Annotated in this window: 13 protein-coding genes; 6 read left to right on the forward strand and 7 right to left on the reverse strand. The window is 32.5% G+C overall.

The annotated features are described in order from the left end of the window. Positions 1–9: 9 nt before the first annotated feature. Positions 10–729, reverse strand: a complete 720-nt coding sequence (locus tag KHA90_RS15340; RefSeq protein WP_213302198.1) for a hypothetical protein — start codon at positions 727–729, stop codon at positions 10–12. A 112-nt stretch (positions 730–841) separates the two neighbouring features. After that, positions 842–1,567 carry a hypothetical protein gene (locus tag KHA90_RS15345; protein ID WP_213302200.1) on the reverse strand — a complete coding sequence of 242 codons (726 nt, stop codon included), beginning with the start codon at positions 1,565–1,567 and terminating at the stop codon, positions 842–844. Positions 1,568–2,184: 617 nt separating this feature from the next. Here KHA90_RS15345 and lysS point away from each other — a divergent pair. From lysS to KHA90_RS15365, 4 genes are all read left to right on the forward strand, one after another. Next, a complete protein-coding gene (gene lysS / locus KHA90_RS15350; protein WP_213302203.1) occupies positions 2,185–3,888 on the forward strand; it encodes a lysine--tRNA ligase in 1,704 nt (567 codons plus the stop codon). A 99-nt stretch (positions 3,889–3,987) separates the two neighbouring features. Further along, positions 3,988–4,221 carry a hypothetical protein gene (locus KHA90_RS15355; RefSeq protein WP_213302206.1) on the forward strand — a complete coding sequence of 78 codons (234 nt, stop codon included), beginning with the start codon at positions 3,988–3,990 and terminating at the stop codon, positions 4,219–4,221. Further along, positions 4,206–4,511 (forward strand): type II toxin-antitoxin system RelE/ParE family toxin, encoded by a 306-nt coding sequence (locus KHA90_RS15360; RefSeq protein ID WP_213302208.1) that lies wholly within the window; start codon positions 4,206–4,208, stop codon positions 4,509–4,511. The genes KHA90_RS15355 and KHA90_RS15360 overlap by 16 nt, the downstream gene beginning before the upstream one ends. Positions 4,512–4,582: 71 nt before the next feature. Further along, positions 4,583–5,011 carry a hypothetical protein gene (locus tag KHA90_RS15365; protein ID WP_213302212.1) on the forward strand — a complete coding sequence of 143 codons (429 nt, stop codon included), beginning with the start codon at positions 4,583–4,585 and terminating at the stop codon, positions 5,009–5,011. A gap of 46 nt (positions 5,012–5,057) precedes the next feature. On the opposite strand, the gene KHA90_RS15370 is transcribed toward KHA90_RS15365, so the two are convergent. The 3 genes from KHA90_RS15370 to KHA90_RS15380 form a co-directional block, all read right to left on the reverse strand. Beyond that, complete coding sequence (locus tag KHA90_RS15370; RefSeq protein WP_213302215.1) at positions 5,058–5,660, reverse strand: hypothetical protein; 603 nt, start codon at positions 5,658–5,660, stop codon at positions 5,058–5,060. A gap of 97 nt (positions 5,661–5,757) precedes the next feature. After that, on the reverse strand, positions 5,758–6,780 hold the full coding sequence (locus KHA90_RS15375) for a 2-hydroxyacid dehydrogenase (protein ID WP_213302217.1): 1,023 nt from the start codon (positions 6,778–6,780) through the stop codon (positions 5,758–5,760). A gap of 118 nt (positions 6,781–6,898) precedes the next feature. After that, the gene (locus tag KHA90_RS15380; protein WP_213302220.1) at positions 6,899–7,822 is read right to left on the reverse strand and encodes a DUF4274 domain-containing protein; all 924 of its coding nucleotides are present in this window, start codon (positions 7,820–7,822) and stop codon (positions 6,899–6,901) included. A gap of 225 nt (positions 7,823–8,047) precedes the next feature. Here KHA90_RS15380 and KHA90_RS15385 point away from each other — a divergent pair, with 225 nt between their 5' ends. Next, complete coding sequence (locus KHA90_RS15385) at positions 8,048–8,554, forward strand: hypothetical protein (protein WP_244860371.1); 507 nt, start codon at positions 8,048–8,050, stop codon at positions 8,552–8,554. An 80-nt stretch (positions 8,555–8,634) separates the two neighbouring features. After that, positions 8,635–9,381 carry a hypothetical protein gene (locus KHA90_RS25405; protein WP_244860373.1) on the forward strand — a complete coding sequence of 249 codons (747 nt, stop codon included), beginning with the start codon at positions 8,635–8,637 and terminating at the stop codon, positions 9,379–9,381. 54 nt (positions 9,382–9,435) lie between these two features. Here KHA90_RS25405 and KHA90_RS15395 read toward each other — a convergent pair whose 3' ends face one another. Beyond that, positions 9,436–11,910, reverse strand: a complete 2,475-nt coding sequence (locus KHA90_RS15395; protein ID WP_213302223.1) for a zinc-dependent metalloprotease — start codon at positions 11,908–11,910, stop codon at positions 9,436–9,438. 184 nt (positions 11,911–12,094) lie between these two features. Next, on the reverse strand, positions 12,095–13,381 hold the full coding sequence (hemL, locus tag KHA90_RS15400; RefSeq protein WP_213302226.1) for a glutamate-1-semialdehyde 2,1-aminomutase: 1,287 nt from the start codon (positions 13,379–13,381) through the stop codon (positions 12,095–12,097). Positions 13,382–13,388 lie beyond the last annotated feature (7 nt).

Here is a 13,388-nt window from a genome sequence, read left to right on the forward strand (position 1 = left end):
TTAAATCTATTATTCTAAAACCACTTCTAAACTTGTCATATCTGGATTTTCGAAACAATCAACAAGTCTAAATTCTAATGTAAGAGACTTTTTATCGGAACTTATAATAGCATTTGAATTTGAAAACCATTTTATTTTTCTGGGAAAATTATATTGTAAAGTATAGGACTGTGCCAATTTAGGATTATGAAGTGCTCTTTCCCGATATTCGTATTGTTTTTTTAGTCTGTCAAATTTTTCCTGATCGACAATTGTTACCTCTCTTTTAAAAGTAGATCCGTCAAAAACATATTTTATTTTAAAAAACTGATTTATAAGTTTATTATTTTCTTTTAGAGAGTTTGACAAGCTAAAAGTTTCAATAAGATCTGGTATTTCTTCTACTTTCTTAAAATCAAACGTAGTAAAATAAAAATGTTCTCTATGAACCGGATCTACTTTTATACGTAGCTTAACATTGGCATGTTTAAGTAATATTTCCTGGTCAGACTTACTGAATTTTACAAAATTTTTGTGATACATGTTAATATAATCCTGAAACACAAACATCGTATCTCTAAATTTTTCCGGTTTAGGATTTTCCGGTCTTCCTAATTGATCAATACTATTTTCATCACGAATATGAGAAAGTTCGATATGGCCGCTTCCGTCTTCATTAAGAGTAATGGTTTCTGTAAGATGACAACTTGTAAAAAGAATTAGTAAAATTAGTATTGAAATATATTTCATTTTTGAAGGTTTTAAAATTCTGAGAGGCTAATATATAAGTTTTGTTGGTTTCATCTTATATCAAATAACATTATATTCCTGTAATGTCATTCTATGAAACAGTCTGTTTTTTCTACTCTAAAACAACTTCTAAACTTGTCATTTCAGGATTTTGCATACAATCTGAAAGACGAAATTCTACAGTTACTGTTTTTTTATCTGAACTGAGAATTGCTTTTTCATTTGAAACTGATTTTATTTTCCCGACAAAATGATATCGTAAAACATAGGATTGTGTTAGTTTTAATGGATCATATTTAGCTCCTAACTTTTTAAATTCCTCTTTTTCTTTTTGAAGTTGGCTTTGATTTGTAATCGAAACTAAACGTTTAAAAACTTTTCCATCAAAGGAATATTCTATTTTAAAATAATCATTTTCTGCTGTTAAGGCATAATTGTTTTTTAAATCACTTGCATAACGTTCTGTTTTATACAAATCAGGAATATCTGAAACTTTACTGAAATTTTGAGTAAATGTATTTCGGAATTCTTTCTCGAAAGAGCTTTTTTTGATATGTGCTTTTACATTCGAATAGCTTTTAAATAATTGTTGTTCTAACGGAGTATATTTTAAAAATGTCTCATTATACTTTGTGATATATTCCTGAAAAACATACGTTGTATTCTGAAAAGTTTCTTCTCTGGAATAGTTTTCTCCAGCCATTTGCATGTAACTATTTTCATTCCGAAGCTGATCAATTTCAATACTTCCGCTTCCGTCTTCATTTATGTTTATGGTTTCTGTAATTTGGCAACTTATAGAAACAATTAGTAAAATTAATATTAAAATGTATTTCATTCTTTTTGAAGGTTCTGAGGTTTTGAGTGGCTAAGATACTGAGGTTTTTGTTTGTTTTTTTACATATAATATTATCATCCTGTGCGTCATTTCGATTCTATAATAAACCCATTTTTTTTTCAAGGAGCTAATCCCGATTCCCGATAGGCATCGCGACGTTTCAATCTTTTGTGGCGAACCCCGCCACAAAAGGATTTTCACTTCTATCGGGGCTATGGCAATCATTTTCATAAGAATGTTTTCGTTTAGTATGTCAATTTCTACGAAGGAGACCCGAGCGATAACGAACAGATGAAGTAAATCACACTCGTAACTCGACAAAGATTGACGATTTTCTTTGCGGGATTCTTAGTGCGATTTCTCCTTCGTCGAAGTGACAAAAAAGCTGCATAATGACAAATCGCCCCAACCAAAACCACTTTTAAAAACAGAAACTCCTAATCTAGCCCCGATAGCAGCGGTATCCTTTTTTGCTTTTTCTGCAAAAAAGATACAAGCGAATAGCGGGACAAAAGGGAATTGAAAACACGAAAATTAATGCTGCAAAAAATCTAAAAACTGCATTCAAAAGTGTACATTCTTTTCTTTATCTTTGCACACTTAAAAAAGAGCACAAAATGGCATTATCAGAACAAGAAATCATCAGAAGAGAAAAACTTCAAAACTTACGCAACTTAGGAATCAATCCTTATCCCGCTAATCTTTTTCCTGTAAATCACACTTCAAAGCAGATAAAGGAATCTTTTGAAGAAGGTAAGAAGGTTATTGTTGCAGGACGTTTGATGAGCGTGAGAGATCAGGGGAAAGCTTGTTTTGCTGAATTGCAGGATAGTGAAGGACGTTTGCAATTGTACGTTAATCGCGATGTTTTGTGTGTTGGTGATGATAAAACTTTGTACAACACCGTATTTAAAAAACTGACTGATTTAGGTGACTTTATTGGTATCGAGGGTGAATTATTCACCACTAAAGTTGGCGCGCAATGTATTCGTGTTGACGGATTTACTTTTTTGAGTAAAACTTTACGTCCGCTTCCTTTGCCTAAAGTTGATGAAGATGGAAACGTTCACGATGCTTTTAATGATCCTGAATTACGTTACAGAATGCGTTATGTAGATTTAACAGTGAATCCACAAGTTAAAGAAAACTTTATCAAACGTACCAAGTTATTCACTGCTATGCGTGGTTATTTTAACGATGCAGGATATCTTGAAGTGGAAACTCCGGTTTTACAACCAATTCCGGGTGGTGCAGCGGCAAGACCTTTTACTACGCACCATAATTCGCTTGATATTCCGCTTTACATGCGTATCGCAAACGAATTGTATTTGAAAAGATTAATTGTTGGTGGTTTTGAAGGTGTTTATGAATTCTCGAAAAACTTTAGAAATGAAGGTATGGACAGAACGCATAATCCTGAATTTACCGCTATGGAAATATATGTAGCCTACAAAGACTACAACTGGATGATGGAATTTGCTGAAGGTTTACTTGAGCATTGTGCAATCGCTGTAAACGGAACGAGCGAAGTTACTTTTGGCGAGCACCAAATTAACTTTAAAGCGCCTTACGCTCGTGTTACAATGACGGATTCTATCAAACATTTTACTGGTTTTGATATCTCAGGAAAAAATGAAGATGAGTTGTTTGAAGCTGCCAGAGGAATGGGAATTGAAGTTAATAAAACAATGGGGAAAGGAAAACTGATTGATGAAATTTTTGGTGCTAAATGCGAAGGAAATTATATTCAGCCAACTTTCATTACTGATTATCCAAAAGAAATGTCGCCTTTATGTAAAGAACACCGTGATAATCCTGAACTTACAGAACGTTTTGAATTAATGGTTTGTGGTAAAGAAATTGCAAATGCGTATTCTGAATTAAATGACCCAATTGATCAACGTGAGCGTTTTGAAGATCAAATGCGTTTGTCTGAAAAAGGTGATGATGAAGCAAATGGTATTATCGACGAAGACTTTTTAAGAGCGCTTGAATACGGTATGCCTCCAACATCCGGAATGGGAATTGGTATGGATCGTTTGATTATGTATTTAACTAATAACGCGTCTATTCAGGAAGTTTTATTGTTCCCGCAAATGCGTCCTGAGAAAAAACAAGCGTCAATAGAACTTTCTGACGAGGAGAAATTTATCGTAGATCTATTAAAAGGAAATGAAAATAAAATGGATCTTCAGCAATTAAAAATTACTGCTAATTTAAGCGGTAAAAAATGGGATGCGTCTATGAAAAACTTATCTAAACATGGCTTGACTAAAGTTGCTGTTGAAGGTGAGTTTAAGTTTGTTGAATTGGTGGAATAGATTTGTCTTATCCTATTATAAATACAACCCGATAGGCTTAAAACTTATCGGGTTTTTCATTTTATTTGCATAACTTTGACTATTATAAATCACCCTATTATGAGTACTTTAGAAATTAAATTGGAAATATTTGATAAACTCAAAAACATTGAAGATATTAGCTTACTTGAAAAAATAAGAAGTCTCATAAAAAATGAAGATACTTCTAAAGTTTATCAATTTGAACAATACGAATTAGATATGCTTAGAGAAAGTGAAGAAGATATAAAATACGGAAGAGTTATTTCTCAGGAAGATTTAGACAAAGAAGATTTAGAATGGCTATCAAAATAGTTTGGACTAGTAGTGCTGTTATTCAAAGAAGAAAAATATTGACTTACTGGAATAAAAGAAATAAATCAAAAACTTATTCACAAAAACTAGTATCCGAAATCGCTCAAAGAGTTCATTTTATAGTTAGCAATACTGAAATTTATGTTAAAACTGAATTTTCAGATATTCGTGCCTCAACGTTAGGACATTACAACATCTTTTATAAAATAACTACTGATGAATTAATTGTCATCGCATTTTGGGATAATCGTCGAAATCCTCAAACACTTTCTAAAATACTAAAAAGATAACCATACAAACCCGATAAATTTTTAAAAATTTGTTGGGTTTTTTATTTAAATTTAATGACTTACAAACAATTATGTCAAAAATTAATAATTACTTTCTTTATACTTTATTTATTTTATTAACAATACTTGGTGCGTATTTATTTATTGATTCATTTACAAATCAAGAATTAGACTTTTCGAAAGCTGTTGCAGTTAAAAAAAGAATGGAATATGTCAATTTTATTCTTTTCTTCGGAGGTTTAGGCTACATCTATTATCTTATAAAAGAAAAGAAAATTGACACAAATAAAAATACGTTTAAAACGAATATTGCCATGTTTTTTGGATGCCTGATATTTATTTTGAATTGCTTGTTTCTCATTCTATATCCTGAAGAATTTAAAAGAGGAAATAAATTAATCAAAACAATTATTGGATACACTGGAATATTATTTTTTGGAGCTGGTCTACTTATGGCGCTATATAGATCAATAAAAAATATCTCTAAGATAAATTTATAAATAAACCCCACAGTTCCAAAGCTTCGGGACTATGGGGTTTTCTATTTTAAAACGAATACTCCACTAATTTCTTCCCTTGAATATCCAAAACCTTCGAACTCTCTTTAGGAACTTCACCTTTCCAAACTTCCTGAACCGATGGATTTGAAGCATATTTACCGTTCTTCATTTTTATAAGATGAAATTTTCCTCCGGTCTCAAATATAAGATCATAAAATTTATCGGATACTGAAGTTGTCACTAAAATCGGGAAATCAGTTACAGTAAACTTGTTGATTAAACTACCATCATTGTTTAGAATATATCCCGAGCAACCTCCGCTTCCGCAGAAATAAGGATTAGAGAAACCTACGAAATATTCGTCTTTTTTATCGTTGTTTAAATCAAAAGCTTCGTAGTAAAAAAATCTGTCTTCTTTTGTCATTGCCGGCAAATCTTTCTTTAATAAGACCTGTAATTCTTTACGGATTAGTTCTACAGCTTTATCTCTCGTTCGAGGTGCATCGCTAACATCCGCAGTTCCTGCCACTGTTTTAGACAACGTATCTTCGGCAATGGTTTTAATGATACTTTTTTCGTCTTTTTTATCTTTGTTCTGACACGAAAATAGTACCAAAATTGCAAATACTATTAAAATTTTACTTTTCATAATTTCTCTTTTTAAAATTCTTAATATTACGTTTTTAAACCTGAAAGTCCCGAAGACTCGAGATAAAACCTGTCGGGTTTGCCAATCCAATTCAATTTTAAGCCAACAAAGCTGCTTTATTCTCAATATCATTTTTAGCCAATAAAGACTTTATATTGTTAAAAGTTACCAACGCAATCTGAGTTAAGGCTTCATTGGTAAAAAATGCCTGATGCGCTGTAACCAAAACATTCGGAAAACTCATTAAACGCTGAATATTATCATCCTGAATTATGTCAGCTGAAAGATCCCTGAAAAATAACTTTTCTTCTTGTTCGTAAACATCAATTCCCAGATAGCCAATTTTGCCTTCTTTTAAACTTTCAATTACACAGGCCGTTTCAATTAATCCGCCACGACTTGTATTAATAATCATCACGCTATCTTTCATCAAGGCAATTGATTCTTTATTAATTATATGCTTCGTCTGATCGTTTAAAGGACAATGCAGTGAAATAATGTCGCTCGACTTAAATATTTCTTCTAAAGGCACGAATTGCACTCCGTCTTTTTCCATTTCTGGATTTGTAACAATATCATAAGCCAATACTTTACAACCAAATCCTAATGCGATTTTGGCAAAAGCTTTTCCGATATTTCCCGTTCCAATAATTCCGATTGTTTTTCCGAATAAATCAAAACCTAACAATCCATTTAGAGAAAAATTTTGTTCTCGAACTCTGTTATAAGCTTTATGAGTTTTTCTATTCAACGTTAAAATCATCGCCATTGCGTGTTCTGCAACTGCTTGCGGAGAATACGCCGGAACACGACAAACTTTTATATTGTATTTTTTTGCAGCTTCTAAATCGACATTATTAAAACCTGCACAACGCAAAGCAATAATTTTGACGCCTTTTTCTGCTAATTGTTTTATGACCAATTCGTTTACAATATCGTTTACAAACACGCAGACAATTGACGCATTTTCAATTAAAATTACGGTTTGAGGATTCAGTTGTGTTTCAAAAAAATCCAATTCAAAACCAAACTCATTATTATACTTATTAAAGAAAGCTTTATCGTAAGGTTGTGTCGAAAAAAAGGCAATTTTATTGTTTGATTTGGTATCTAAACTCATAATTATTTTTATATTTCACTTCATGTTCTACTAAATTACGCAATTATTTTTGAAGTAAATTTCTGATCATAAAAAAAAAGAGTTCACAATGGAACTCTTTTAACATAAACATCATAATTTATTCTCTAAATTTCAAATGATCTGTACTAAAAAGCAATCCGATTCCGCTATAAGGATCTCTTTTCAAATCATAAAAATTATTTGCACCTTCCAAATCTTTATATAAAGCTGCAATTATTGATGATTGCTGAAATCCATCAATTGTATGATTTATTATAGTATCTGCAAGACAGGTTAATTCTTTTGTAGCATTTGTAATTCCTATATTATTTCCCGTTTCCCAATCCCAAATAACCCAATCCCAACTGAGTTTTTTATGTACACAATCCATCCATAAATAAGATAGATTCTGGATTTTTATCTTTCCTAAATCTTTCTTTTTCCAATATTCAATACTTTCTATTATAGCTTGTATTGCATGATCAGTTTGATCAAAAATAAAGTCTGGATTTGAGATTTGAATAATCTTTATTGCGTCTGATATTTTAGTATTAATAGCTTTAAATTCCTTTTCATTCGGTTTTCTTAAAAAAGCAAACTCAATATCAAGTCGTTCAAAAATGTTTCCTCCTGATTTTACAAGCATTTCCTGAGGAATACATTTTGTATTAGAATTTTCATCAAGAAATTCATTCTTTGGATCAAAAGAAAAATTTTCATCCTGATAATAACCTGAACAATATTTTTCCTCGATTTCTTTTACGAGTTTATAACTTTCATGGTTAAGATTCTCTTTAATTTCATCTTCAGTTTTAAACTGACAGAAATAATCGGGCTGCAACATCCAGTACAAGCAAAGCGCTGTTCCTTTATCCAGGTATTTTTGCTTAATTATCCACTTAAACGGTTCAATTCCGTCATCATAATTCCAATGCTGAACAAATTGATGCAATTCCGGAGCAGTTAATTTTTGATAAGACATCTCACTATTTACTGCTTTAAGAACTCTGTTTTTATTTTTCTTATCAAATAAATGTTCCATATTTTTTTGCTGATATTATATTCTAATTGCTGTTGTTAAAGCAAATTTAAAAAACCAATTCCAGCAAAAGCATTATAAATATTGATAAATTCAGGAAATTGAAAGCATTTTAAATTTTACGGATCAACTTGTTCATTCGTTAAAAAATTTATAATTCTGATAATCAGATTAAACCTATTGAATTTGATAATGTCTAAATGGTATAACAATTAAAAAACTTACATCATGAAAAAATTATTTATCGCAGCCTTGTTATTCGTTGGAGTAGCAAGTTTTGCACAAGACGCAGATCAAAAACCTGCACGTGAACCAAGAGAAAAATTAACTCCGGAACAACGTAACGAAAAGCATTTACAAAAACTGACTACTGACTTAAATTTAGATGCGAACCAACAAGTGCAGGTAAAACAACTTTTAGCGGAAAAAAGCGCTAAAGCAGAAAGAAAAGATCGAAAAGATAGCAATGTAAAACCAACTGCTGCTGAAAGAGAAGCTTTTAAAACCCAAATGATTGCTGAAAAAGAGGCAAATGATGCTAAAATGAAAGGGATTTTAAATGCCGATCAATACAAAAAATGGACGTCTATTCAAGAAGAGAATAAAGACAAGGCCAAAGAGAAAATGAGAATACAAAAAAGAAAACAACTAAATACAGTATATAAAAAGAGGCTAAATCGCCTCTTTTTTGTTTCAAATTATATTATGTTTTCATTAATAGTTTCTGTTAATTAAAAGATAAATCTGACAATGTGATTAAACTTAGCAGAGTTCTTGAAGTCTAATCGATATAAACCTTTTAAAAAAAACGAATTATGAAAAAATTATTTATCGCAGCTTTATTATTCGTTGGAGTAGTAAGTTTTGCACAAGACATCAATCAGAAATCAACACGTGATCAAAAAGAAAAATTAACTCCGGAACAACGTAATGAAAAACATTTACAAAAGTTAACTTCTGAATTGAGTTTAGATAAAAAGCAACAAGAACAAGTAAAACAGCTTTTAGCAGAGAGAAGTACAAAAGCAGAAAAATTTAGAGATACTAAAAAAGATCCTAAAGTAAAACCTACTGCCGCAGAAAAAGAAGCTTTCAGAAAACAAATGGAAACTGAAAAAGCTGCAAATGATGCTAAAATGAAAGCAATTTTAAACGCCGACCAATACACAAAATGGACTGCACTTAAAAAAGATCATGAAAAGGATCATCACCGTAAAGGCGATCACAAAGGAAAAAGAGATATGAAATCTCCACAAGAACGCGATCAGGCACATTTGCAAAAGTTAACAACTGACCTAAACTTAAATGCTGATCAGCAAAAAAAGGTAAGTGAACTTTTATCTGACAGAAGTACAAAAATGGCAATGCTTAAAAAAAGCAGAGGAGATAAAAAACCTACCGACGCTGAAAAAGAAGCCATGAAAAAACAAATGGAAGAAGATCACAAAGCTAATGATGCTAAAATGAAATCTATTTTAACTGCTGAACAATACACAAAATGGACAGCGATTCAAAAAGAACATAAAGACAAAATGAAAGATCACCGAAAAGATAAAATGTAATTGAGATCAAAAAAAGAGGCTTTTTAAAAGCCTCTTTTTGTTTCTATATATTTCCTATTTTGGATTAAGAATTAAATCAATTCTTTTAATACAATCCTCATAATGGTATTTTGTTTCTGTATTTACAGGTCTTGCTTTTGCCACTATAAGAGTACTTTTTAAAGCCGTTAATTCTCCACGAACCAAAGCCTGAACATCAGATTGTGCTACATTATAATAAATAGTTGATCTGTCTGTAGGTTTAATTTCTTCGGTCATTAAAGCGCCCATTCTGTCAATATAACCACGTTGCAAATTTCTTCTATATATTGTTACATTGCCTGGCGTTGCAGCTTCTTTCCAGATTCCTTTTCGGGTATCTCTTAATAAATCCAAAGCTTTGTAAGTATCTGCACCAAGAATTTCATTATCCATTAATCGTCCAATTCGACCAATGCTTAATAAATTATTCAAATGGCGAACCTGTAAATTTCTAAACCTTTCTGAATAACCTGCAAAATCGGTATTTTTCAACGTATTTACATTTACAATCCAGGTTGGCGAAGCAAAAGCATTTGCCTGAAGCCAGTTCATCGCTTCTATTTGTTTTGCTTTTGGCACCACTTCATAAACATTTCCTGCCTGATTTGGTCTTTTCGTATTTTCATAAACACCGCCAACATTGGTGACAACATGACCTACATATCTACTCCAGACATCCAGCATTTCTTTATACAATTCGTCTAAATCAGTATAATCATTGGTAACATTACTGGTCCATTCATTTAAATGACTGGCTACATATTCCAGATTTTTCATTCCGTAAGTACTGGCTTTCATCGAATTATTTCCAATGTCTTCCGTTTGTGTTGTAGGATCAAAAGCACTGCTTTGTTTTCCGAATTTATACAACGGATTTCCAGCTTTCTCCATAATCCATTTGTCTAAAGTTGCCGTTTCATCCTGAGGAGATTTTGCATTCGGGATCACTCTGTAACCCCAATTTACCGCATATTGATCATAAGCCCCCATTTTTCGTACAAAACGGATATTTTTATCTCCGGGCTGCGCTATATAATTATAACGCGCATAATCCATTATACTTGCCGAAATTCCGTTTTGCTGCGTGAAATCACCATTTCGGTAACTTTCTACATCATAAGCGCAACTTGCACCCATATTGTGCGGAAATCCTAACGCATGTCCTACTTCGTGGGCAATTACCATACGCATCATTTCGCCCATTTCCTCATCGCCGGTTTGTAATGTTCTCGCTAATGGATTCGCAGCTCCGGTTTCTAACATATAACGGTTTCTGTAAGAACGTAAATGGTTGTGATACCAGATAACATCACTTTCGATAATTTCGCCTGTTCTAGGGTCAGAAACGCTTGGTCCAACTGCATTTCGCGTAGTACTTGCAACATAACGAATTACTGAATACCGAATATCTTCAGGGCTAAAATCAGGATCTTCCTCTTTAGTTGGCGAATCTTTTGCAATAATAGCATTTTTAAAACCTGCCGCTTCAAAAGGTTTTTGCCATTCTTCAATTCCTTGTTTAATATATTTTCGCAGCTTTTCCGGCGTTGCAGGATCTAAATAATAAACAATTGGTTTTATTGGCTCTACTAATTCTCCCCTGTTATATGCTTCAGGATCTTTAGGTTCTAATCTCCAACGGCGGATATAAGTTTTAAGGTCAGATTTTAATTCGTTGCTTCCGTAATCGTATTGACTTACTGTAAACCAACCTACTCTTGAATCTGCTAATCTTGGTTTCATAGGCACTTCCGGCAATAAAACCATCGATTGATTCATCTGGATGCTTATTGATTCTGTATCTTCAAGCATCGATGGTTTTGATGCATTGTAAGTCATATCCTGAATGACTTCGATATTCATTGGGAAACTTTTAATGGTATTAATAAAGCTTCTTGAATCGTCAAGTCCTTTTACTTTATAAGTTTCACGCATTTGTGCAGATATTCCGCTGATTGCTTTCACATCTGTATTATAAAATTTAGTCACGTCAATCACTGTATTTGCTGAATCTTTGCTAAAGGCCACGATATCAAAAGCAAATAATGTAGGGTCATAATTGTTTGATTTTACAGATATACTAATAGGCAAACTATCATTTGCAACAGCATTATATGATTTTGATTTGATGAGAATTTTATCCTGAAAACGCTGCCAAACTATTAATTGTTCGTTAGTTTCAGATCCTGCGTTTACATATCCTCCACCTAAATTAGAAGGAAGTTTAGCTAATCTGCTTACTAAAAGCATATCCTTGTTCAAGTATTTATTCGGGATTTCGAAGTAATATTTTTTATCGACTTTATGAACCTTAAAAAGTCCATCATCAGAAACAGCATCTTTAGTAATTACTTTACTATATTCTTTAATTGCAGATTCTGATTTTTTTTCTGGTGGCGCAATTACGGATTCGTCTTTTTTAGATTTTTTCTTATTCGATTGGGCAAATTGTGTAGTAGAAAACAGCATAAAAAATGCCATTGCAGTAAAAATGAAAAATTTCTTCATTTATTGTAGGTTTAATGGTTATTCAACAAACAAAAATAATTTTTATTCTAAATATATGCAGAAAATCAAACATATTAACTTTTCATTAACTAATGCAATTATGAATTTTAATCCATAAAAAAAAGGTTCAGCTAATTAAAAAAAGCTGAACCTTAAATTGAAAAATATATTTTATTTTCTAAAATTAAAATGTTTTTGAAACCTTATCAATTGCATTAATCGTAAAATCTAAATCTTCATAAGTCAATGCATCCGTAATAAACCAGGTTTCATAAGCAGATGGAGCAATATAAATTCCTTCGTTTAATAAACCATGAAAGAATTTCTTGAACGTTTCATTGTCTCCTTTTGCAGCCGTTTGAAAATCAACCACCGGATTTGCATCAAAATGTACAGAGATCATAGAACCAACTCTATTGATTGTAAAAGCAACATTATTTGCTTTTAAAACCCTATCAATTCCAGCTTCTAAATAAGCCGTTTTTTCGTCTAAACGAGTAAAAATAGCGCGATCATTATCAAGAGATTGCAACATTGCTAATCCTGCCGCCATTGCTAACGGATTTCCGGATAATGTTCCTGCCTGATAAACCGGACCAAGCGGAGCCAGATAATTCATGATTTCTTCGCGCGCAGCAAAAGCACCAACCGGTAAACCTCCGCCAATTACTTTCCCAAAAGTCACAATATCAGCATTTATATTATACAATTCCTGAACGCCACCACGAGCTAAACGGAAACCTGTCATTACCTCATCAAAAATCAATAAAATTCCGTTTGCCGTGCATAAATCTCTTAAACCTTGCAAAAATCCTTTTTGAGGCGGAATACATCCCATATTTCCTGCAACCGGTTCAATAATAATTGCTGCAATTTCATTTTTATTGGCTTCGATTAGAGTTTTTACATTCTCTAAATCATTGTATTTTGCCAGTAAAGTATCTTTTGCAGTTCCTTCTGTAACTCCCGGACTATTTGGAGATCCAAAAGTTACGGCTCCACTTCCGGCCTGAATCAAAAATGAATCTGAATGTCCGTGGTAACAACCTGCAAATTTTATTATTTTATCTCTTTTGGTAAATCCGCGAGCCAGACGAATCGCACTCATACAAGCTTCTGTACCTGAATTTACAAATCTTATTTTATCAATATTCGGAACCATCGAAACCGCTAAAGCTGCAATTTGAGTTTCCAGTTCTGTTGGCATTCCAAAAGAAGTCCCTAATTTTGCCTTTTCAATTACAGCATGAACAACAGGCTGGTACGCATGACCCAAAACCATTGGTCCCCATGAATTAATGTAATCTATTAGTTTATTTCCATCCTCATCATACAAATAAGCGCCTTTGGCACTTTTTACAAAAATAGGAGTTCCCCCAACCGCTTTAAAGGCTCTAACTGGTGAATTTACTCCTCCCGGAATTACTTTTTCTGCTTCAGCAAAAAGCTGACTACTTCTTTTATATATCATTTTTTGA

The organism is Flavobacterium psychroterrae (assembly GCF_018380615.1).
GTDB lineage: Bacteria > Bacteroidota > Bacteroidia > Flavobacteriales > Flavobacteriaceae > Flavobacterium > Flavobacterium psychroterrae.